Origin of the sequence: Fluctibacter halophilus, assembly GCF_020687825.1 — a bacterium.
GTDB classification, from domain to species: domain Bacteria; phylum Pseudomonadota; class Gammaproteobacteria; order Enterobacterales; family Alteromonadaceae; genus Fluctibacter; species Fluctibacter halophilus.
The window spans coordinates 1,043,898-1,065,150 of sequence record NZ_JAJEWP010000001.1 but is presented as its reverse complement, the minus strand read 5'-3'; the positions used below and the strand labels follow the sequence as shown (position 1 = coordinate 1,065,150).

General features: G+C 54.5%; 22 protein-coding genes. 10 read left to right on the top strand and 12 right to left on the bottom strand.

What is annotated here, in order from left to right:
- Positions 1-7 precede the first annotated feature (7 nt).
- The 8 genes from hypE to dapA all read right to left on the bottom strand — a co-directional run bounded on the left by hypE (position 8) and on the right by dapA (position 8,804).
- The gene (gene hypE, locus LJ739_RS04935; RefSeq protein WP_229157580.1) at positions 8-1,036 is read right to left on the bottom strand and encodes a hydrogenase expression/formation protein HypE; all 1,029 of its coding nucleotides are present in this window, start codon (positions 1,034-1,036) and stop codon (positions 8-10) included.
- On the bottom strand, positions 1,026-2,156 hold the full coding sequence (hypD, locus tag LJ739_RS04930) for a hydrogenase formation protein HypD (protein WP_229157578.1): 1,131 nt from the start codon (positions 2,154-2,156) through the stop codon (positions 1,026-1,028). The genes hypE and hypD overlap by 11 nt, the downstream gene beginning before the upstream one ends.
- Entirely contained in the window at positions 2,149-2,397 is a 249-nt protein-coding gene (locus LJ739_RS04925; protein ID WP_229157576.1) for a HypC/HybG/HupF family hydrogenase formation chaperone, read from the bottom strand. The genes hypD and LJ739_RS04925 overlap by 8 nt, the downstream gene beginning before the upstream one ends.
- Positions 2,388-4,733 (bottom strand): carbamoyltransferase HypF, encoded by a 2,346-nt coding sequence (hypF, locus tag LJ739_RS04920; protein ID WP_229157574.1) that lies wholly within the window; start codon positions 4,731-4,733, stop codon positions 2,388-2,390. The genes LJ739_RS04925 and hypF overlap by 10 nt, the downstream gene beginning before the upstream one ends.
- Positions 4,734-4,902: 169 nt before the next feature.
- The gene (locus LJ739_RS04915) at positions 4,903-5,406 is read right to left on the bottom strand and encodes a hydrogenase maturation protease (protein ID WP_229157572.1); all 504 of its coding nucleotides are present in this window, start codon (positions 5,404-5,406) and stop codon (positions 4,903-4,905) included.
- 274 nt (positions 5,407-5,680) lie between these two features.
- Positions 5,681-6,784, bottom strand: a complete 1,104-nt coding sequence (locus LJ739_RS04910; protein WP_229157570.1) for a phosphoribosylaminoimidazolesuccinocarboxamide synthase — start codon at positions 6,782-6,784, stop codon at positions 5,681-5,683.
- Between the two features lie 15 nt (positions 6,785-6,799).
- Positions 6,800-7,912 (bottom strand): outer membrane protein assembly factor BamC, encoded by a 1,113-nt coding sequence (gene bamC / locus LJ739_RS04905; protein ID WP_229157568.1) that lies wholly within the window; start codon positions 7,910-7,912, stop codon positions 6,800-6,802.
- A 10-nt stretch (positions 7,913-7,922) separates the two neighbouring features.
- Positions 7,923-8,804 carry a 4-hydroxy-tetrahydrodipicolinate synthase gene (gene dapA / locus LJ739_RS04900; RefSeq protein ID WP_229157566.1) on the bottom strand — a complete coding sequence of 294 codons (882 nt, stop codon included), beginning with the start codon at positions 8,802-8,804 and terminating at the stop codon, positions 7,923-7,925.
- A 271-nt stretch (positions 8,805-9,075) separates the two neighbouring features.
- Here dapA and LJ739_RS04895 point away from each other — a divergent pair, with 271 nt between their 5' ends.
- Positions 9,076-9,603: a glycine cleavage system protein R gene (locus LJ739_RS04895; protein ID WP_229157564.1), complete on the top strand. Its 528-nt coding sequence runs from the start codon at positions 9,076-9,078 to the stop codon at positions 9,601-9,603.
- A 23-nt stretch (positions 9,604-9,626) separates the two neighbouring features.
- Positions 9,627-10,091, top strand: coding sequence for a thioredoxin-dependent thiol peroxidase (gene bcp, locus LJ739_RS04890; RefSeq protein ID WP_229157562.1), 465 nt, complete (start codon positions 9,627-9,629; stop codon positions 10,089-10,091).
- A gap of 18 nt (positions 10,092-10,109) precedes the next feature.
- Here the strand turns inward: bcp and LJ739_RS04885 are convergent, their stop codons facing one another.
- Entirely contained in the window at positions 10,110-11,186 is a 1,077-nt protein-coding gene (locus tag LJ739_RS04885) for an AI-2E family transporter (RefSeq protein WP_229157560.1), read from the bottom strand.
- Between the two features lie 310 nt (positions 11,187-11,496).
- On the opposite strand from LJ739_RS04885, the gene bepA reads away from it, so the two are divergent.
- Complete coding sequence (gene bepA / locus LJ739_RS04880) at positions 11,497-12,924, top strand: beta-barrel assembly-enhancing protease (protein WP_229159434.1); 1,428 nt, start codon at positions 11,497-11,499, stop codon at positions 12,922-12,924.
- Here bepA and LJ739_RS04875 read toward each other — a convergent pair.
- Positions 12,921-13,403, bottom strand: coding sequence for a TlpA family protein disulfide reductase (locus LJ739_RS04875; protein WP_229157558.1), 483 nt, complete (start codon positions 13,401-13,403; stop codon positions 12,921-12,923). The two genes, bepA and LJ739_RS04875, sit on opposite strands and share 4 nt — an antisense overlap.
- 78 nt (positions 13,404-13,481) lie before the next feature.
- Between LJ739_RS04875 and arsC the strand changes: the two genes are divergently transcribed.
- Genes arsC through LJ739_RS04855 form a run of 4 tightly spaced genes read left to right on the top strand, consistent with a single transcriptional unit; the run spans position 13,482 to position 16,806 of the window.
- Entirely contained in the window at positions 13,482-13,835 is a 354-nt protein-coding gene (gene arsC, locus LJ739_RS04870; RefSeq protein ID WP_229157556.1) for an arsenate reductase (glutaredoxin), read from the top strand.
- A 1-nt stretch (position 13,836) separates the two neighbouring features.
- Positions 13,837-14,430: an NAD(P)H:quinone oxidoreductase gene (wrbA, locus tag LJ739_RS04865; RefSeq protein ID WP_229157554.1), complete on the top strand. Its 594-nt coding sequence runs from the start codon at positions 13,837-13,839 to the stop codon at positions 14,428-14,430.
- Positions 14,427-14,846, top strand: coding sequence for a DUF2069 domain-containing protein (locus LJ739_RS04860; protein ID WP_229157552.1), 420 nt, complete (start codon positions 14,427-14,429; stop codon positions 14,844-14,846). Before wrbA ends, LJ739_RS04860 begins: the two co-directional genes overlap by 4 nt.
- 16 nt (positions 14,847-14,862) lie before the next feature.
- Complete coding sequence (locus LJ739_RS04855; protein WP_229157550.1) at positions 14,863-16,806, top strand: hypothetical protein; 1,944 nt, start codon at positions 14,863-14,865, stop codon at positions 16,804-16,806.
- A gap of 5 nt (positions 16,807-16,811) precedes the next feature.
- On the opposite strand, the gene hda is transcribed toward LJ739_RS04855, so the two are convergent.
- The gene (hda, locus tag LJ739_RS04850) at positions 16,812-17,519 is read right to left on the bottom strand and encodes a DnaA regulatory inactivator Hda (RefSeq protein WP_229157548.1); all 708 of its coding nucleotides are present in this window, start codon (positions 17,517-17,519) and stop codon (positions 16,812-16,814) included.
- 5 nt (positions 17,520-17,524) lie between these two features.
- Positions 17,525-18,688: a DUF2066 domain-containing protein gene (locus LJ739_RS04845; protein ID WP_229157546.1), complete on the bottom strand. Its 1,164-nt coding sequence runs from the start codon at positions 18,686-18,688 to the stop codon at positions 17,525-17,527.
- A 187-nt stretch (positions 18,689-18,875) separates the two neighbouring features.
- On the opposite strand from LJ739_RS04845, the gene purM reads away from it, so the two are divergent.
- From purM to LJ739_RS04830, 3 genes are read left to right on the top strand one after another with little or no spacing between them, the layout of a single operon-like run.
- A complete protein-coding gene (purM, locus tag LJ739_RS04840; protein WP_229157544.1) occupies positions 18,876-19,913 on the top strand; it encodes a phosphoribosylformylglycinamidine cyclo-ligase in 1,038 nt (345 codons plus the stop codon).
- A 14-nt stretch (positions 19,914-19,927) separates the two neighbouring features.
- A complete protein-coding gene (gene purN, locus LJ739_RS04835; RefSeq protein ID WP_407646739.1) occupies positions 19,928-20,563 on the top strand; it encodes a phosphoribosylglycinamide formyltransferase in 636 nt (211 codons plus the stop codon).
- On the top strand, positions 20,523-21,251 hold the full coding sequence (locus LJ739_RS04830) for a DUF3108 domain-containing protein (protein ID WP_229157540.1): 729 nt from the start codon (positions 20,523-20,525) through the stop codon (positions 21,249-21,251). Before purN ends, LJ739_RS04830 begins: the two co-directional genes overlap by 41 nt.
- Positions 21,252-21,253: the final 2 nt, after the last annotated feature.

Genomic DNA, 21,253 nt, shown 5'->3' with positions numbered 1-21,253 from the left:
TCAGCCTCTAACAAATCCGCGGCAGCTGGATCCCGTAAGGTAGTTCAATCATACGTTTTGTGCCAAACGAGGTATTGATGTAGAGCAAAGGTTGCCCTTGCTCCACAACCTGCCCGATTTGACGGGCACTCTGTCCCTCCGGGTGATTTTTCATCACGCTGAGTACGGCTTCTGCCTGGGCCTGTGGCACCAACACAACAACCAGACCCTCATTGGCGAAAAACAACGGATCCAACCCCAACAGTTCGCAAATCCCCTGGGTCTCAAGGCGCACCGGCAAGGCATTTTCATCCAGGGCAATGGCAACGTTTGATGCCTGGGCAATTTCACTCAGCACCGCCCCCACACCACCACGGGTTGCGTCCCGCATCACCCGACATGCGGGAACAGCAGACAGAATATCGCCAATCATAGGGTTCAGGGCTGCACAATCACTGCGCACATCGGCGCTCAATCCCAGATCGCCTCTGGCCAGCATGATCGCGGCGCCATGGTCGCCAATTGGCCCGTTTACCAGCACGGCATCACCGGCCTCGGCCTGATCGGAACGCACCTGCACACCCGGTGGCACCACCCCCAACCCGGTGGTGGTAATAAATACCTTGTCGACCTGGCCCTTCGCCACCACTTTGGTATCACCGGTCACAATCGACACATTGGCTCGCCGGGCCGTGTCGGCCATCGATGCGACAACCCGCTGAAGCTCACGGATTGGCAGCCCTTCCTCTAGAATGAATGCTGCACTCAGGCACAAAGGCCGTGCGCCGCAGACGGCCAGGTCGTTGACCGTGCCGCACACCGCCAGCGTACCGATATCGCCCCCGGGGAAGAATAACGGTGACACGACGTAACTGTCTGTCGTCATCGCTATCCGGCTTCCGGCACCGAAATGTTGCTGCACATCAATCACCGCCGCATCCTGCAAGGATTTATCCTGATGGGGGCCAAATGCCGACACGAACACCGACTGGATCAGCGCACTACTGGCTTTACCGCCGGCGCCGTGCGCCAGGGTGATCAGTTGCTCATCCCTCATGGCACGGCTCCTTGCACTTGCCGACATTGTATTTGTGGTACGCGGCGCAGGCGCCTTCCGAGGACACCATCAATGGCCCCATCGGCGTTTCAGGCTGACATGCGTGTCCGAAATGGGGGCATTGGTGGGGTTTACGGTTGCCAGTTAACACTTCGGCGCAATACGCTGGCTCCTGATCGGTGCCCTGGTGCAACCGCGGCAGTGACGATCTGGCGTCAAAGGCTCGATAGTCAGGGGTCAGCCCGTTAACTGATTCAGGCACCTCACCAACACCGCGCCAATGGCATACTGTGCTGTCAAATACCGCCGCCATCGCCGCCTTTGCGGCCAGGTTTCCAGCGTTGTTGACCACCCGTGCATAGGCGTTTTCAATCTCGCAACGTCCCTCATCCAGTTGTTGCAGTAACATCAGTAACGCGTTGAGCAAGTCCACCGGTTCAAAGCCGGAAATCACCAGCGGACGCCCAAAACGCCGGGCGATGGGTTGATAGGCGTCGGCGCCCAGCACAATGCTGACATGGCCGGGACCGATAAAGCCGTCGATACACACACTGTCCTGCTCCAGTAAGCGGATCAGTGTGGGGATCAGGCGAATGTGGTAGCACAAAAACTGAATATTGGTCAGCCCCTGCTGCCTGGCGGCCTGAATAGTGAAGGCGATGCCCGGCATGGTGGTATCAAAACCGATGGCAAAGAAGACCACCCTTTTGTCCGGTTGTTGCTGTGCCAGTGTCAGCGCATCCATGGGTGAATACACCACCTGAACGTTAGCGCCTTGGGCGCTGGCCTGCGCCAGAGTTCCGTGACGGCCCGGCACACGTAACACATCACCGAAGGTGGCCAATATGGCCCCCGGCTGCTGTGCCAGCGCAATGGCTTCATCAACGGCCTGGGCAGGCAACACACAAACCGGACAGCCCGGCCCGTGCACCCACTCGACATCGGGTCCGATCAACTGGTCGATACCGCTGTGAAAAATCGCGTGGGTATGACCGCCACACACTTCCATCACCTGCACCGGACGCTGGCGAGCCTCGGCCACTCGACGGGCCAGTGGCACGATTTTGTCGACCAACGTTTTAACGGCTGGCGGCGCCCTGAAGGCCTGACGATTAAACATCCTCATCCTCCATGTCTGATAGCAATGTCAGCGACCGCAGCGCCTCTTGTTCATCGATGAGTGCCATGGCAAAGCCAACGTGCACCAATACCCAGCGGCCAACCAGTTGCTCCTGTGGAATGTCTTTCATTGCCAGCATTGCGGTACTGACAGTACGAACAACGCCGTCAGTCTGCGCACTGGCCAGGCCCCGTTCCTCGTCTAAAATGGCCGTGATCAGGGCCGGTACGCCTAAGCACATAACGACGCCTCCGTCTGATGCGCTGCGATAATGGCCTGCCCCGCCGCCAACCCCCCATCATTGCAGGGAATTTGGCGATGGGTATACACCGTAAATCCGTTGGCCCGAAGTTGCTCTGTCATGGCCTGCAAAACCCGTTGATTCTGAAACACACCGCCACTTAGCGCGATTTCATCGCCGCAGCCGTGTACTGCTCGTAAATGTTGCGCCACGTTAACCCAACTGGCCACGAAACACTGGTGAAACCAATCGACCAGTTGTTCTGCTGCCAGACCTTCAGACAGATAGCCGAGCGCGGTTTGAAACCACGTCCCCGGGTCAAGCATAACGCCCTGTTTGTCGTTAACCCGTGAGAACTCGCACAGCGGCAGCTGCAAGTCATTGTCGCGATGTGTGGCAAGTGCCTCCAATTGCATGGCGGCCTGCCCTTCATAGCTGACCTGCGCCGGGGCCACGTTCAACAACGCCGCCACCGCGTCGAACAGGCGTCCAGCCGAACTGGTCAGTACGCTGTGGGCTTTACTGCCTAACAATGGGTCGATAAATCGCTGTTGCTGCTCGGGCACCCGTCGGCTTAACAGATCGCGCCCCAACGCCAGACAGTCACTACCGTCCAGCAACGCCAGAAGGTTGCGCCAGGGCTGCAGATGGGCTTTTTCGCCACCCAGCAGCGGGAACGGTTTGAGTCGCGCCAGTCGCTCATAGTGATGAAAATCGGCGAGCAGCACCTCAGCGCCCCACACCGTACCGTCATCACCATAGCCCATGCCATCCAGCACAATGCCAAGTATCGGACGCTGCGGAACAATCCCATTGTCCACCAGACACGCCGCAAGGTGGGCATGGTGATGCTGCACCTTGACCAGCGGTAACTGATGGCGGAGTGCGTAGTCCCGCCCCAACCGGGCCGACAAGTAATCCGGGTGTTTGTCGATAACCACCCGTTGGGGTTTCAACTGCAATAAGGAGGTCAGATCCGCCACTTGCTGTGCAGCGTGGCGGTAGCAATCCAGATCACCAAGATCCCCGTTGTGGGCAGACAGGATCACTTCATCTTGCCGGGTCATCGCAAACACATTTTTCACGTCCCCGCCCATCGCCAGCACATTGTTCACGTGCACATTGCGTTCAGACAGGTTGAACGGCAACGGCTCAGGCACATACCCCCGGGCGCGGCGCAGCAGGCGCGGAACATCATCAATGATCTGAACCACGGAATCATCACAGGCCCTGACAATGGTGCGGTCGTGCATAAGCCAACCATCGGCGATCCCCTCAAGCTGTTGCAGTGCCTGTTGGTTATCAATACACAGGGGCGCGCCACGGCGATTGCCTGAGGTCATCACCAGTGGATGACCTGCCCGTTTAAGTAAAAGCAGATGAAGGGGTGTGTAAGCCAGCATCACACCCACATACGCGGTGCGCGGCGCGATCCCGTCAGGCAAAGGCAACCGCTGTCGTGATTTGGGCAACAACACAATCGGCGCGTGCCCACCGGTAAGTTGTTCGGCCTGGGTTGCCGTCAGGGCAAAATACGCGCTGACCTGATCAATATCGGCCATCATCAGGGCCAACGGTTTGTCGGGCCGTTGCTTACGTTGTCGCAACCGCGCTATCGCGACGTCATTAAGGCCATCGCAACTCAAATGAAAACCGCCCAGACCTTTGATGGCCAGGATCTGACCATCTTCGAGGCATTTGCTTGCGATGGCCAATGGATCCACTGCGCCAGTGTCGGCAACGTCGCCGACATACTCAAGGGTCGGTCCGCAGTGGGTGCAACTGCTGGCCTGGGTATGAAAACGTCGGTCAGACACACCCTGATAGGCCCTCTGGCATGTTTCGCACAGGGCAAAAGGTGCCATGGCCGTCGAGGACCGGTCATACGGCATGGCAGTGATCATGGTGTAGCGTGGACCGCAATCATTGCAGCTGACAAAGGCATAGTCGCAATACTGGCTTTGCGGCGACAACAGTTCCGCACGGCACTGGTCACACAGCGCTTTGTCCGCCGGGATGTCCGTTTCACCGCCACCTGACAGGCTCGGTTGAACGGTAAATTCATCCCACGGGGTGTGGTAATCCATCGGTGTGGTGGTGATACGTGTGACCCGCGCCTGGGACGGTATCACCTGCTCAATGCTGGCAATAAACCGCGCTACGCCAGCAGCATCGACAAGCAGATCAATGTACACACCGTCCTGGCCATTGCGCACTTCCCCGACAATGCCAAGCTGGCGGGCCACTCTGACCACCGACGGCCGAAAACCAACGCCCTGAACAAGGCCTTCAACTTTCAGTCGATAGCCCAACAGGGATGTTAGTGGCGCTTGCATCGCTTGCTGTACCACCGATATGACCAGACACACAACGCGCCAACCAATAACACCGGTATGGCGTGCAACACGAAGTGAAGCGCGTCACTGAGCCCGATGTCATGATGACCTCCATGGGCAAGCGCAGATGTGGACTGTGCCGCCAATAATAGTGTGCCTGTGATGTATCTCACTGATATTCTCCCTGCTGACACGCGGTATCGACAGTCTGTAACTGTCGCTCAAGATAGTTGTTTACCTGCTGTAACACTGTGTCAATCGCTCCTGTCACAGCGGGCTCCAATTCGGTTTCAAAGTGTCGCACCTGGCGCGCAGTCACACACAGTAAATCGACCCTGGGCACTTTGGTCAGATACACCGGCAACATCGCCAGCAAGGTGGTCAAGTCTCCCCCATGCTCAGCGCCATGTTCTTCCGTCACCGGTAAACCACTAAGCACATCAGGGTAAAACTTAACACTGCCCGGCGCTGCATCGCTCAGCACAAGATCAATCAGCAGCACCCGTGATACACCTTTGAACAACGGCAGCAATGTCAGCCCACCAATCCCACCGTCAAAGCAGTCGGCGATATCAGGGTTGATGTTGTTCTGCAATCGGTCAAACAACTGCGCTCCGAAGCCGTCGTTGCCGTGCAAGGCATTGCCGATACAGATGATCCGAACCCTGGACATTGTGAACCTCACCCATCGTGCTTGTTGATTGATTAAGCATAGCGATAATTCAGGCCACTGGCCTTGATTCCCGTCAAACCTTGTCACCAAAGTTTACCCTACACGAAAATCAGTCAATCTGGCTAGCGTATTAAAATGAAAGGACTTTTTATTCGTCAAACGGACATTGCAGGCATCAATAAGACGTCTGATCGACGTGAACGGCACCGAGCGAGGGAGTAACAGACATAAAAAAAGCGGTGCTCGGCACCGCTTGATCATTGGTATTCGCTGACTAGCGTATCAACCCATACTGTTCTGCCAGTATGGCGGTAATTTCCTGTTTGGGATTGTCACTCAGTGTGATCGGCTGACCGACGATGGTTTCGGCGATACCCAGGTAGGTACGTGAAATGTCCATCATCACCTCAACCGGCAACGCGTTGTCACGGGCAAGGGCCAACCGTTCATCCATACGGTTTTTATTTAACAGGATATCGGGATCAGGGAAGTGATTCAGCAACCATTGACGGAACCCTTCCTTCGATTTTTCAACAATACGCCCCTCTCGGTAGGCCGGACCGTCCCAGATCCGCGAAGAATCAGGGGTGCCCACTTCGTCCATGTAGATCAGCTTATCGTTGCCCTCAGTGTCTTTGACATAACCGAACTCAAACTTGGTATCGACAAAAATCTGATCCAATGTTGCCAACGCATCGCTGATGACACCAAAGCCTTGCTTTAACAAGGTTTCATAACGGGCAATGTCGTCAACGCTGTTGAAGCCGAACGCGCTGGCATTGTCACTGATATTGGCCCGGGTGATATTGACATCGTCCGCTTCGGGTACGCCGGGTATACCGCGCAAAATGCCCTTGGTAGACGGCGTGATCAACAGCTCCGGCAACTTGCTGTCGCGATGCAGTCCTTCGGGCAAACGAATGCCGCAAAATTCGCGCTCGCCATTGTCATAGGCCCGCCACATAGAACCGGTGATGTATTGACGCGCGATGGCTTCAATTTTGACCGGTCTGGCCTTTTGTACAATCCACACAAACGGATGAGGAATATCCAGAATATGGCTGTCTGCCAGTCCGTTGTCTTTGAACGTCTGGAACCAGTGATTTGAAATGGCATTCAACGCAGCGCCTTTACCGGGCACACCGTTAAGTCCGCCTTCGCCATGCCAGATACAATCAAACGCCGAGATCCGGTCGCTTATCACCATGATCGCCAGCGGCGTATCTGCCGGTACCGGGTAGCCACGCTCGGCAATCAGTCGGCGACTGTCGGTGTCGGTCAACCAGTAAACAGACCGCACTTTGCCACTGTGAACGGGCAATTCTGTGCGAATGGGCAAATCATCATTGGTAGCCAATACCTGTTGTGCAAGGGTCATTGACGGTGGCGTCCTTTAAATGTCCAGGTTGTCCTGCGCCATCGTGCGGGCGAAGGCATCATACAGCTCACTCACTTTATCGGCGGTGAACGCTTGGTTGTCATCTGTCAGCAGTGTAAAGGTGGTTTTTTCACTGGCGGATTTCGTGACCTGAATGCGGTAGGCATCGGCGTCAATCGGCAGCTCAGTGCCGTCATCGCCCCACAATTTGTCCCACCACCCGATGTCTGAACTGCCGTAGTTGACGAACAGCAAGCCATTGGACTGATCCAGGTCTTTGACATTAAACCCAAGTTTACGCAACACCAGCAATAGTCTCGGCCATACCAGGTCATACTCACCGTTCACTACATAGGCTGGATTACCGTCGGCATCAAAGCCCCGCTCCATGGTGAACCCACTGCGGATTTGCTTGAGTCGACGGGCATCAGCAACACGGATCTGGTTTTCGTAATGGGAAATCACCTGGTTGAGGACGTCCACTTCCAGGCTACGTTCTTGTTCAAACGCCAAATCAGCAGTGGCGTTGTCACCCTCGGTTTGCAGGAAGTCCTTCAATTCGGCTTTCAGTGACGCGGTGCGGCCATGGGGCTTCACGTCGAGTTTAAACTCAAAGCGCTTACCGACGCTACGCTCGGTGGTGGTCCAGTCGAACCAGCCGCCGTCGTGCTCTTCTTCGACGATCATCCAGTCGGTGATCAGCACCTGATTGTCTTTATCGAAAGACATCACGCCAATGCCCTGCTCTTCAAGAAAGCTGATCAGTGAATTCCAGATGGCCACGTCGAGTGGTTGTGAGTCGTCTACCTGATCAAAGAAAACCGTGGCTTCTTTGTGACCCTCTTCAATGTGAGAACCGGACACCACCGGCAGCACCAGTGCCGGCGAAGACACTTTTACCGCTTTACCGACCAACGCGCTTTGCGGGTCAGTTTCCAGCGCGGGAATGTTCCAATCGGGGTAAGCCGGGGGTTGGTCCAGTCCTTCGGGCACTTTCAGTGCAGTGCTGTTGGACGCTTCCAGATATTCAAAATCACCATTGGCGATTTGTCGTTCTGACAGGGTTGAGCATCCTGCCAGCAGTGTCAGCGCGATACTGCTAACGGTAAAGATTGTCGCGCGGGCCATTTTTTCTCCTTTATGCCAATACGCCGATGTTGCGCATGACCTCTTCGAGTCTTTTCTGGTGCGCAAGTTCCGGAGTTACCAGGGGTAACCGTAATTCTGGCGATTGTAGCAATCCCATTTTGAACAATGCCCACTTGGGCATCACAGGATTTGGTTCTATAAACAGGGCTTCATGCAGCGCCTGCATCTTCGCATCCAATTGAGCGGCGACGTCATGATCGCCGCCAAAGGCAGCTTCACACATCTGCGACATCGCTGCCGGTAAAATATTCGCAGTCACTGAAATAACCCCGTGACCGCCCTCGGCCAGAAATGCCTGCGAGGTCAGATCGTCACCGGATAACAAGACAAAATCTTCAGGTACCAGCGCCTGGGTGTCTTTCAACCGCTGTATATCGCCAGTGGCATCTTTAAGTCCCACAATACGCGGGTGTTGGGCCAGTGTGGCGACCGTTTCGGGCAGCATATCTGCCACTGTCCGACCGGGCACGTTGTACAGCAACACCGGTAAATCCGTCGCATCGGCGATGGCGTTAAAGTGTGCCACCATGCCGCGCTGCTGCGGTTTGTTGTAATACGGCACCACACTCAGGAATCCAGCCACGCCGGTAGGCGCCAGCTGTTCAGACAGGTAAATCGCTTCTGCAGTACTGTTGGCACCGCTGCCAGCGATTACAGGCAAAGCGCCATCGGCAAACTCGACCGTACGCTTAACCACATCAATGTGCTCTTCAAAGGGCAAGGTCGCGGACTCGCCCGTGGTGCCCACCGAAACAATGCCATGACTGCCCTGATCCCGGTGGAATTTAACCAGCTTTTCTAACGCCGGATAATCCACGTCTCCAGATGCCGTCATCGGTGTTACCAACGCCACGAAACTGCCTTTAAACATGCCACCTCCCCTTGAAAATAAGCGCTTTATGGTAATGAGCTATACCGCTAAACACAAGGCTTAATCAGCACAATTCACGGACAATCCGACCTTATCCGATGCAGTGGGGAAATAATCACCAATTCATGCCCTTCTATCGGTTCCTATGACCCCTTTTAGCACTGCATGACGGGAATGACTGGCGACAGCGGCTGGTCATTGACAGGACGCTGTCATTGGGTCGATTTTCTGTGCTAGACTCTGGCGTTTTTTAAATCCGTGTACGAACCGTATGAAGCACCAATTGATCATTACCATCCTCGGCGCCGACCGGGTTGGCATTCTTTCGCAGATTGCCGCCGTGGTAAGCGAAACCGGCTGCAACATCCTGGATTCTCGCCAGGCAATATATGGTCAGGACTTCTCGTTGACCATGATCCTTGAGGGCACCCAAGGCGCTATCATCAAAGCAGAGCTGAAGATCCCTCAGATTTGTCAGCAGCTTGATCTGTTGTCGATGATGAAGCGTACCAGCGAGCACTCCAAGCAAAACCTTGAGCACATTGTTGACGTAGAGTTCTCCGGCGTTGATACACCCGGGGTGATCCAGAAAGTCACAGCACTACTGGCCAAACACGAAGTTGCTGTCAGTGCGTTTCGACAGAAAACCTCGGTCGACAAGCAGAATCAGTGTGACACGATGAAATGCAAACTGGTCGCTTCAGTTCCGGCTCAGACGTCAATGGACGCCTTGCGTGAAGAATTCACGGCGTTGCTGGGAGAGCTCGGTTTAACCGGCAATATTGTAGAAAACCATTAACCGCTCTAAAAGAAGGACATCCGATGAAAACATTGGTTAAAGGCGATACAGCCCCTGCTTTCACCCTGCCTGATCAAAATGGCGACGACGTCAGCCTGAGCCAGTTTAAAGGCAAAAAGGTGCTGGTGTACTTTTACCCCAAGGCCATGACACCCGGCTGCACCGTGCAGGCGCAAGGGTTACGTGACAGCAAAGCCGCCCTTGACGACAAAAACGTTGTGGTACTGGGGATCAGCCCGGATGCCGTCAAACGGTTACCCAAGTTCATCGACAAAGAAAACCTCAATTTCACCCTGCTATCTGATGAAGATCATGCGGTTGCTGATGCCTTTGGTGTTTGGGGTCCAAAAAAGTTTATGGGTAAGGAATACGACGGCATCCACCGTCTGACCTTCCTGATTGACGAACAGGGTGTTGTGGAACACGTGTTCAATAAATTTAAGACCAAAGAACACCACGACGTGGTGTTGGACTACCTCAACAGTTGATGGTAAAGGCCGTCAGCGTTAGCTGGCGGCCTGCTGTTCTGACGGTTCAGGTTCGGTGGCCATGGCATTAAATACCGCTTTGACCAACGTGGCCAGAGGAATGGCGAAAAACACCCCCCAAAAGCCCCACAAGCCGCCAAAGAACAATACCGCCACAATGATGTACACCGGGTGCAGGCTGACCGCCTCAGAAAACAACAGCGGCACCAACAGATTACCGTCCAACGCCTGAATAATGCCGTAGGCTACCATCAGGTACCAGAACTCCGGCGATATGCCCCACTGAAACAGGGCCACAATGGCAACCGGCAACGTCACCACTGCGGCGCCGATGTAGGGGATCAACACGGAAAACCCGACCAGTACCCCTAACAACAATGCATAACGCAGATCCATGATGGCGAAGGTCGCCGCCGACACAGAGCCGACGATGATAATTTCAATCACTTTACCGCGAATGTAGTTGGCAATTTGCAGGTTCATTTCACTGCCTACCTGTTTGATCAGTCGTCGCTCTCTGGGCAGGATGCGGGAAATATTATCCAGTAACTCCTGCTTATCTTTGAGCATGAAGAACACCATTAACGGTACCAGGATGCAGTAAATCAGAATCGCAGCGATGTCTGCCAGGGACGAAAAAGAGGCGGAGATCAGGGTCTCTCCGACCCCGACAATGTGTTCATTGACCCCTTGAAGCATCTGTTGGATGTGGCCAACCTGAACGAAATCCGGGTACTCCTCGGGGAGGTGCAACAACCACTGCTGACCTTTTTCCCAAATTGCCGGAGACTCTTTGATCAGATTGATCCCTTGTTGTGTGACCACCGGTACCAATCCGACAAAGGTCAGCACACACAGGCCGATAAACGACATCAGCACCCCTGTCGTCGCCAATAACCGGCCACTGCCCAGGTTACACAATTTGACCACCGGCCAATCAAGCAAATAGGCAATGATTGCGGCCACCAAGACCGGCATTAATAAGCCGCCCCATATTGCCAGTACCACGCTGATCAGGACGATCAGCAACAACAACATGGCGGAATCGGGATCGGAAAACTTGCGTTTATACCAGCGACCAAAAACGTCGAACATGGGACTCCCTGAACTCGGTATAACGGATTGAAGTAGCGGGATTATCGACAATCGCAAAGGGGAATAAAAGCCCCCAACGGTAAAAATTCTGGGTTAAACGGAATTGGCTGCGCGTCCGTTGCGCTGACAAACGTGGTATGCTCTGTATTGCAATGCGGTGTAAAGACAGTGTAAAACCCCACAACAGTGGGAACTATTTGGCCTAAATCCCTTTCCAATACATGGATTTTCGGTCAGTCGCAGGGGAGAAAGTTTGGATCGAATTGTCACAAGAAGTACAACCCAGACGGCTCTTTTCGCAGCCTGCTGGTTGTTTTGTGCAGGAAGCAGCGCTCAGGTCCTCAACCTAAGTCAGGGTACAGATAAAAATGCACTGCCTGAAATCGGTGTTGTCGCCTCAGACGCCATCAGCATCGACAAAGAACTGCAAATCGGCGACGTACTGATGCGCCAGTTGCGCGGTCAGGCACCGATGCTGCATGACCCGTTACTGCAGGAATACGTCCAGGATCTGGGTAATCGCCTGGTGGTGCAGGCCGACAACGTCAAATTTCCGTTTGAATTTTTTGTCATCAACAATTCGGAAATCAATGCCTTTGCCTTCTTTGGCGGGCACATTGGTGTCCACACGGGATTGATTGTACAGGCCGAGAATGAAAGCGAAGTGGCGTCGGTTTTGGCCCATGAAGTCAGCCACGTTACACAGCGACATCTGGCACGCAGCATTCAGGCACAACAAAAAGCCTCCCCTCTGGCAATGGCCTCCATGTTTGGCGGTCTGTTACTGGCACTGGCCAATCCGGAGGCCGGTATCGCAGCGATGCAGGCAAGCAGTGCCGCCAGCCGTCAGGCCTCGATCAATTACACCCGCTCCAACGAGCAGGAAGCGGACCGGGTCGGCATGCAGATCCTTGCCCAGGCCGGCTTTGACCCCAACGCGTCAGCCAGTTTTTTCCAGACCCTGGCAGCAAAATACCGTAACCGCTCAAAACCGCCGGCATTTTTGCTGACCCACCCGTTGCCGGAAAGCCGGATTTCTGATGTACGCAGCCGTGCCCAGCAATACCGGGTAAACTACGTAGCCCCCAACCTGTCTTTCCATTTGGCCAAGGCCCGAATCGTGGCCCGTTATTACCATAGCGCACGACACAACATCTCCCTGTTCACTGAGCAGTTGGAGAAAACCCGCGGCCTGTTTCAGCAAGCTGCCCGCTATGGACTGGTATTGTCCTACTTGCGGGATGAACAGTTGGAAGCGGCGCAGCAACACCTGGATATCCTGTTGAAACAGGATCGGGAGAATCTGTTTTATCTGGATACCGCAACCGACATCGCACTGGCAAAAGAAACCCCGCAAGTTGCCATTTCACTGCTGCGAGAACAGGAACAGCGCACGCCCCGCAATCCGGTGGTGGCGTTAAATCTGGCCAATGCCTTGATGGAAGACAAGCAAACCGCTGCGGCGATTGATGTGTTGCGCGACTTTTTGCTGGTTCAGCCGGAACACTACCTGGCCCAGCAGTTGCTCGCCGATGCCTACCGGGCAGACGGGCGCTTGCTGGAAATGCACCAGAGTAAAGCGGAAATTTATGCCGCGTTGGCGGCCTATGACAGGGCCATCGATGAGCTGCATTCGGCGTACAATTATGCGTCCGAGCGGCAGTTGGAAAAACAACGCATCCGTGCCCGTATCGACCAGTTCAGAGAGGCCCAGCAGCGCCTTAAAACGCTGCGTTAACCCGCAGCACGGAGTTTTTCCAATGCTGCGGTCAGCGATGCCGCGGTCTGCTCGCCGAGAAGCGGTCCGTGCAACGTACCATCAGGCGCAACGATATAGGTCGCCGGTAAATGACGTGGACGCTGCAGTGGTCCCTGCTGTTCAATCTCAGCAATCAGCGGAAACGCCATGCCATGGGCGGCTTTCAAGTCGGCCAACTGGGTTTGTGACAGCGGATCGTAACTGATGGCAAATAACGACACGGCCGGATCCTGTTGTACCTGGCGGGCAAATCGGTTTAATTCGGGTACTTCACGTAAACACGGCGCACACCATTCGGCGAAGTAGTTCACCACCACCCATTCTCCCCGGTAGCCCTGCCACTGATGACGCTGGCCGTCGAGAGTGACAAAATCAGCCCGGCTATAGATCTGCCAGACCAGCCCGGCCGCGAATCCGGCCAACGCCAGCACCACAATCCCAATCTTTCTATTTATCATTACGTTACAGCCTTTACCTGTGCATACAGCGACCGTTACAATGTGCCAATCTTTTGGACTTTTGAAAAGAGCTTGTTTATGTCCACTTTGCAGATCCTGCACAATCCACGCTGTTCGAAGAGCCGCCAGACCTTACAATTATTGCAAGACAACGGCCACACCCCTGACATTGTTGAATACCTGAAAACACCGCTGAGCATCAATGAATTATCGATGCTGGTGGAAAAGCTGGGTATTAATGATGTCCGTCAGATGATGCGCACCAAAGAAGCCCTATACAAGGCGCTGGATTTGGCCAACCCGGCCCACGACAATGACAGTCTGCTGAACGTTCTTGCCGAACATCCGGCATTGATTGAGCGCCCCATCGTCATCAACGGCGAGCAAGCCGCTATCGGTCGTCCTCCCGAAAACGTACTGGCGTTATTCTGAGATGAGCGTTCGCGTTCTGGTGCTGTATTACAGTCGCCACGGAGCAACCCGGCAACTGGCCAACGCCCTGGCCAGAGGCATCGAACGTACCGGCGCGGAAGCAATTTTGCGCACCGTGCCAGCCGTATCGGACGGGATCAGCGATCAGCCTGCCGTGCCGGATGCAGGTGACCCCTACGTCAGTCTGGATGATTTGCGCACCTGTGACGGATTGGCACTGGGCAGCCCTACCCATTTTGGCAACATGGCCAGCCCGATGAAATACTTCTGGGATAGCACAACCCCAGTGTGGTTATCAGGCGAGCTGATTGATAAACCCGCCTGCGTATTTACCTCAACGTCGAGTCTGCACGGCGGCCAGGAATCGACCTTATTGTCGATGATGCTGGTGTTACTCCATCACGGCATGATGGTGATGGGACTTCCTTACAGTGAACCGTCTTTGCACGACACCCGTACAGGAGGAACACCCTATGGCGTCAGCCATGTGGCCTGGCAACACAATAATGAACTGAGCGACGAAGAAAAACAGTTAGCCATGGCAATGGGCGAACGCCTCGCTGCCACCTGTCAACGACTGGGAGATAAGGCATGAAGACGTCAACATTGCGCAAACTGGCAACCGTCTGTCATGGCGGGTTACTGATCTGGGTGCCGGTATGGCACTACCTGCTCAGCGACGCACAAAGCATGTCACCCTTACTGACCTTTGCGATGTGGGTTGTCCCCTTGTTACTGCCGATCCCCGGTATGTTGAAAGACAAACCCTATACCTATGCATGGGCCAATTTTGTGGTCATGTGGTATTTACTGCACGGCTTTACCGCGGTTTATGCGGTGGACGGCGAGCGGCTCTATGCATTGGTCGAGATCATCCTCGCGATTGGCATGTTTGTTGGCTGCAGTTACTACGCTCGTCTGCGTGGCAAAGAGCAAGGGGTTGGCCTGCCAAAACTAAAGCAGGTCATGCAGGAAGAAAAGGACCGTTTCGAATGTCATTCAGACAAATAATCGGGAGTTGAACGTCATGCGGACCGCTGTGATCGTGACATTGATGGTACTTGCGCTGAGCGGCTGTGGCGGTTCATCTTCCTCCCCCTCCACAGTCACCCCGCCTCCCGTTCAGGCGCCCGGCAGTTATACCACCGTGACACCTGCAGCCACCCTTGACGCCGTATTGATTTATGCCCCCGATGAGGTGCTCGTCGGACAAAGCATCGGTCTTGCGATTTCAGCAAGAAACGGTGGCCGGCTGAATAACCTCCAATGGCAGCAGATCAGCGGTCCCGCTCAGGTGCCATTACTGGCAGATAGATCGCCGGTAGTAGGCTTCGACATCCCTGCTGCTGGAGATTACGTGTTTGCTGTCAGTGGGCGCAATAATGGCCAATCCTTCAGTCACGATATCAGCTTTTCGGCGCAGGAAACCAGTAACCGTCAGGCTAACATTCGCCTCGATCACAGCGCCTCTGAACAGGCCAAAGTGTCATTGCGGGTCGATATTCCTGAAGGTCTCACACCAACATCCATTGAGTGGGAGCAGACCGCAGGGCCACAGGTCAGCAATACCCGTCTCGATGACGACAACCAAGCGCTGTATTACGACAATCCGGCCGTTGATGAAGATGTTCTGGTGGAATGGCTGGTCACTGTTGTCCTTGACGATCAACAAACCCTGACCGATACCGCGTGGGTACTGGCGCGCAATGTTAACATTGATCTGCAGAACGGCTTTTTTCCCCGCTATTCGCAACAAATAGTCACAGAAGATATACAGGCATACCGGCAAGACAGCCCCTACTTCATCGCCTTACAAGACTGTATCTACACCAATACCCTGGCCCGTTCCTGTGACTTTTCCCGGTTGCCGTTACTCGGCCAGGAACACAGCGACGTCAGTATCGACGACATCATGGATCGCGTGCTGGTATCTCACCGTTGGATGGGACAAGAATTCGAGGCATACCTGCAGCAGACGTCAGCGCAGCAAGATTTGTTGCAGCTATTCGGTGCTACCACTGCGATTGTCATTTCATATGATGTGCGCCCGTCGTTTTACTGGAGCGCCACCGGCGCCATTTATCTGGATGCCAATAACCTGTGGCGTACGCCGCAACAACGGGACACGCTCAATGATCAACCTGACTTTCGTAGTGACTTCGGAGATGATTTACAGTTCATTATCCCCTGGCGCTATGTCAAAAACGGGCAGTACTATTTCCGTTCCAGTGACTTTCCACCTGAACTACGCCTGAGCCGCACACAAGGGCAGCAGGAAGCCTCCATGACCTGGCTGCTGTATCATGAGCTGGCCCATGCGAATGACTTTTTACCACCTGACGCCTGGGCGACATTACCCTCGGATGTCAGCCCACTGGCGTACAGTGACGATAACCCTCCCCGCTCGGCCAGCTTTGTCAGTCAGTATCCGTTGCGTTCAGCCACCATGAAATCCCTGGCCCAGGTACGCTATGCGGGTGAAACCGCCTCGACGGTACAGCGCAACTACCAGCCGGGTGACATTGTGGGTTTCTTTACCCCCGACGATGCAACGTCATTTTACAGTTACTCTACCGATCGCGAAGACTACGCCACGGTGTTTGAGCGTTTTATGATGGCTTATCGCATGGGTGTAGAGGCTGACGTGGGGATCCTGGCCAGCCAGGACAACGACGATTTATTGGTTACCTGGGGACAACGCAATCGAATCGCCAAAGCAGACCTGCTGGGGCGCACCCGTTATGTGGTTAATCAGATTTTACCGGACATTGATGTTGATGCAGCCTATGCAGTCCTGGCAGCGCCGCAATTGCTCAATGAAGGCGTGGGTTGGTTGGAAAATTTGGATTTGACCGCGACCGGCAAGCGCCGCTCAGCTCAGCCGCGCAAGGTCGATATGAGCAAGGCTGCTCAGGGAACACTGTGGCATCAACATTACCACCTAAAGCGAAAACGTCCCGTTCAACACTAGCAGGGTTATATCGCCAACACCCGTTTAATGAATGGAATGGTCAGTCGACGTTGCTCCTGCAGGGATGCGTCGTCCAGCGTATCCAGCACCGCCATCAAACTCGGCATATCCCGCTTCACATGGGCCAGCAGGAAACGCGCCACGTCTGCCGACACCATCATGCCACGGGCGTCTGCCCGGCATTGCAATGCATCAACCTTTTCGTCATCGGACAGTTCCTGCAGTTGAAACCCCATACCCCAGGTCAGACGACTGCGCAAATCTTCCAGTTGTAAAGTCAGTCCATTCGGTTGTTGGCGACCACACAGCACAATCTGACAGGTTTTGATCTCCAACACACGATTGATCAGATCAAACAGTGCGACCTGCCAGTCCCGATCGTCACCAATGGCATCCACATCATCCACACACACCAAGCCAAAATGCTCAAGGCCATCCAGCACGCCAGCGTCCATGTCCCGGAAACCTTCCAGACCAATGTACACGGGGTTCAGGTGTTGCTGTTGGGCGGCATGGCACAGGGCAAACAACAGGTGGCTCTTGCCCCGCCCCCGCTCTCCGCTGATGTAGGTGATCGGTTTGTGGGTACCCTGTTCAGGGCCATCCAGCAAGCCATGCAAATGACTGACGATGGCCTGATTGTTACCCACCACAAACTGCTCGAAGGTTTCGCCATCGGGGAGTTGAACCGGTAAGGACAGTTGTTGTGCCACGTCGCCTAGCCCTGCCACGAATACACGATGGGCTCAACGACCTGCCCAAACTGGTCTCGAACCGGCGTCAGACGCTCGGTCAATCTCAATGCATCGAGCAGATTGTCTCTGCTACCGAGCAAATTGACCTTGAAGGTCGCTGTTTTGCCTTGCTGGTGTGACAAGGACACCCGGGTAACCACACTCAGGCTGTCGAGAAACTCATACACCTGCCAATACATCGCCAGATCGCCGACATTGTTGATCACAACCTCAGTAGACTGCCCGGCACCTTGCTCTGATGTACGGATGGCGTAGGTTTCGCCCAGTCGATCGGCAAGACGGTTAATCACAATGTCGATCAACTGCTCCGGTGACTGTGCATTTTCGCGGCCGCGCCCAACAATACCGTCGCGCAACAGTTGCCAGTCAAGTTGCCATGGGGCATCAGAGGCAGGTGTTTGAGGCACCACAGGGTCAGCCTTGCTGTCGATATCAGTGTCTTCACTGGCGCCATTAAAAAGGGGGGATTCACTGTCTGACTGCGGTGCTGTCGGCGTTGGGTATATACGCGCCGACAGCCCGTATTCGACGCCATAACGCTGGCTGGCCGTCCAGATCTGCTGGGAAAAGCCGCCCCAAATGTCATACAGGGTCAATGCCTGATGGTCAGTCAAATCCCACACCGGCAGGGTCAAGGGTAACCCTCGTTGGCGAGCAACATTCTTGGCCCGTTCAACGATGACGGGAAAATCTTCCTGATCAATGCGTTGACGGTTTACGCTGCCGGGCTGTTGCTGTATGGCGAGCCACACGATGATATCCGGCCTGCGACTGTCCCAGATAGAGACATTGTTGGCACGCAATAAGCCATTGATACGTTGCTGATCAAACTCGGCGACGTAATAACGGCGTCCGTTGTCCAATTCATATTGATACGCAAACAGGTAATCATTGGCCAGTTGGATGGCGTCCCGGATTGCGTCGATGCGCACGGTTTCCTGTTGCCCGCTGACTTTGATCAGGACTTCACGCATGGCGGCTTTTTGTGCGCGCTGCTGGCTGCGTTGAGATTGGTCTTCAATCGCAATCCGGGCGCTGTACAGCCCTTCCACCACAGCGGCGTGAACAGGCAACGCCCAATACAGGCAAAGGGCCACGAACACGGGAAAAATGCGCAATTTGGTCACGGATTAACTAACTCGGCCAACAAAGGTTTAACAATCAGATGGTTATTGTCTTTTATTTGACAACAAATTTCACCTGTTGTTTGTCATGCCAGATCAAAAATTGCCGCACAGAAGGTGATACAGCGGTGTTATTTAGCCAGTCTTGCTGGTAAAATCCGCACACTTTTTTGTGCCATCGAGGTAAACCGTGAGCGATTCTTCTGTGTCCCTGAGTTATAAAGACGCCGGTGTCGACATTGATGCAGGCAACCAACTGGTTGAACGCATCAAATCTGTCACCAAAAAGACCCACCGCCCTGAAGTCAAGGGTGGTCTTGGCGGATTTGGTGCATTGTGTGCCCTGCCCGAGAAATACAAGCGTCCACTACTGGTGTCAGGCACCGATGGCGTAGGAACCAAGTTGCGCCTTGCGATGGACATGCAACGGCATCAGGGGATCGGTATCGATCTGGTGGCCATGTGCGTTAACGATTTGATTGTACAGGGTGCAGAGCCACTGTTCTTCCTTGATTACTATGCCACCGGCAAACTGGATGTGGACACCGCGGTCGATGTGGTCACCGGTATCGGCCAAGGTTGCGAAATGTCAGGCTGTGCGCTGATCGGTGGTGAAACCGCCGAAATGCCCGGCATGTACCATGGCAATGACTATGATGTCGCCGGTTTCTGTGTCGGCGTGGTCGAACAGGATGACGTGATTGACGGCAGCAAAGTGGCGGCCGGTGATGCCCTGATTGCACTGGCCTCATCAGGTCCCCATTCAAACGGTTACTCACTGATCCGTAAAGTGTTGGAAGTCAGCGGTGCTGACCCAATGCAGGCGTTTGGCGACGGTACCCTGGCAGATGCGCTGCTGACCCCGACCCGTATTTACGTGAAATCGGTGCTGGCGCTGCTGGAACAGCACAGCGTACACGCTATCTCTCACATTACCGGTGGTGGCTTCTGGGAAAACATCCCACGGGTATTGCCCGATCATTGTGCCGCCAGCATTGACGGCAGCAGTTGGCAATGGCCAGCCATTTTCAACTGGCTGCAGGAAAACGGCAATATCACCACCCATGAAATGTACCGTACCTTTAACTGTGGCGTTGGTTTGATCATCGCGCTGCCGCAGGATCAGGTCGACAGTGCCCTTGCACTGCTCTCGGCGCAAGGTGAAACAGCGTGGAAAATTGGTGAAATCACGGCCAAGCAAAATGACCAACAGGTAGAGATCCGCTGATCATGACCAGCCCGATGTCCATAGTGGTTTTGATTTCAGGCAATGGTTCTAATCTGCAAGCCATGATCGATCAGCAGGCGGCCGGCAAATTGCACGGCCGTATCGCGCTGGTTATCTCCAACAATGGCGACGCATACGGACTGAACCGGGCCGAGGACGCAGGGATTGAAACCCTGTGTCTGGATCACCGACAGTTCGACAGCCGTGAAGGGTATGATGAAGCGCTGCGCCAGGCGATTGACAATGCCGGGGCCGATCTGGTGGTTCTGGCCGGCTTCATGCGCATTCTGACCCCTGAGTTTGTGAATCATTACGCCGGTAGAATGCTCAACGTTCACCCTTCCCTGTTGCCCAAGTACAAGGGGCTCAACACCCATGCCCGCGCACTGGAAGCCGGCGACGATGAACATGGTGCATCGGTCCATTTTGTGACCCCTGAACTGGACGGCGGTCCTGTTGTCATACAAGCCAAGGTGCCGATTTTCACCGATGATACCGCCGACGAACTGGCCAGTCGCGTACAGGTGCAAGAACGCAGCATGTACCCATTGGTTGTGGCATGGTATTGTCAGGGGCGCCTGAAAATGGATAACAACAAGGCGTATCTCGATGGACAAGAATTACCACCCACAGGTTATGCGGCTGATTAAGTTCGCGTTCCTTCTGTGTGGGTTAGTGCTCAGCCTGACAACTGTTGCCAGTGAACTGGTACCGTTTCGGGCTGACTATACCGCATATCGCCATGGCAGTGACCTCGGTGATGCCTATATGCAACTGGAATCGTTGGGGCGTAACCGCTACCGGCTGGAGTACCAGAGCCATGTATCGCTGTTTTTTTTATCAGACAAACGTACAGAAGTGAGTTTGTTTGAAATCAGCGACGGCAAAATCCAACCTTACAAATATCACTACAGCCGCGAAGGAACAGGCTCAGACAAGGAACTTGAAGCCCGTTTCAACAAGGCGAATGATCAGATCACACTGGACAACGGCGAAACCCTGGTATGGCAGGGTGCACTGGACAATCAACTGTACCGTCTGGATCTGCAAAAGCAATTGGCCGCCGGTCAAACCCAGTTTGAATACCGCATGCTGAATTACCGAGGGCAACTGCGGGACTACACCCTTGAAGTCGTTGGTAAGGAGCAGCTGGAGCTGCCCTATGGCATGTTAGAAGGCATTAAAGTGCGCATCGTCCGAGACAGCGCCCGACGGGAAACCTTCGCCTGGTTCGCGCCATCGCTGAATTATCAGTTAGTGCGTCTACAACAGTTCAAAGACGGTGATGAGCAGGGAGATATCCAACTGCGCAGTTACACCACCTCCCCCGCACGCTGATA

Bases quoted from the DNA above. Each gene is read 5' to 3' on its own strand.
- hypE (WP_229157580.1), bottom strand. From the start codon at position 1,036: ATGAGGGATGAGCAACTGATCACCCTGGCGCACGGCGCCGGCGGTAAA.
- hypD (WP_229157578.1), bottom strand. From the start codon at position 2,156: ATGTTTAATCGTCAGGCCTTCAGGGCGCCGCCAGCCGTTAAAACGTTG.
- LJ739_RS04925 (WP_229157576.1), bottom strand. From the start codon at position 2,397: ATGTGCTTAGGCGTACCGGCCCTGATCACGGCCATTTTAGACGAGGAA.
- hypF (WP_229157574.1), bottom strand. From the start codon at position 4,733: ATGCAAGCGCCACTAACATCCCTGTTGGGCTATCGACTGAAAGTTGAA.
- LJ739_RS04915 (WP_229157572.1), bottom strand. From the start codon at position 5,406: ATGTCCAGGGTTCGGATCATCTGTATCGGCAATGCCTTGCACGGCAAC.
- LJ739_RS04910 (WP_229157570.1), bottom strand. From the start codon at position 6,784: ATGACCCTTGCACAACAGGTATTGGCTACCAATGATGATTTGCCCATT.
- bamC (WP_229157568.1), bottom strand. From the start codon at position 7,912: ATGGCCCGCGCGACAATCTTTACCGTTAGCAGTATCGCGCTGACACTG.
- dapA (WP_229157566.1), bottom strand. From the start codon at position 8,804: ATGTTTAAAGGCAGTTTCGTGGCGTTGGTAACACCGATGACGGCATCT.
- LJ739_RS04895 (WP_229157564.1), top strand. From the start codon at position 9,076: ATGAAGCACCAATTGATCATTACCATCCTCGGCGCCGACCGGGTTGGC.
- bcp (WP_229157562.1), top strand. From the start codon at position 9,627: ATGAAAACATTGGTTAAAGGCGATACAGCCCCTGCTTTCACCCTGCCT.
- LJ739_RS04885 (WP_229157560.1), bottom strand. From the start codon at position 11,186: ATGTTCGACGTTTTTGGTCGCTGGTATAAACGCAAGTTTTCCGATCCC.
- LJ739_RS04875 (WP_229157558.1), bottom strand. From the start codon at position 13,403: ATGATAAATAGAAAGATTGGGATTGTGGTGCTGGCGTTGGCCGGATTC.
- arsC (WP_229157556.1), top strand. From the start codon at position 13,482: ATGTCCACTTTGCAGATCCTGCACAATCCACGCTGTTCGAAGAGCCGC.
- wrbA (WP_229157554.1), top strand. From the start codon at position 13,837: ATGAGCGTTCGCGTTCTGGTGCTGTATTACAGTCGCCACGGAGCAACC.
- LJ739_RS04860 (WP_229157552.1), top strand. From the start codon at position 14,427: ATGAAGACGTCAACATTGCGCAAACTGGCAACCGTCTGTCATGGCGGG.
- LJ739_RS04855 (WP_229157550.1), top strand. From the start codon at position 14,863: ATGCGGACCGCTGTGATCGTGACATTGATGGTACTTGCGCTGAGCGGC.
- purN (WP_407646739.1), top strand. From the start codon at position 19,928: ATGTCCATAGTGGTTTTGATTTCAGGCAATGGTTCTAATCTGCAAGCC.
- LJ739_RS04830 (WP_229157540.1), top strand. From the start codon at position 20,523: ATGGACAAGAATTACCACCCACAGGTTATGCGGCTGATTAAGTTCGCG.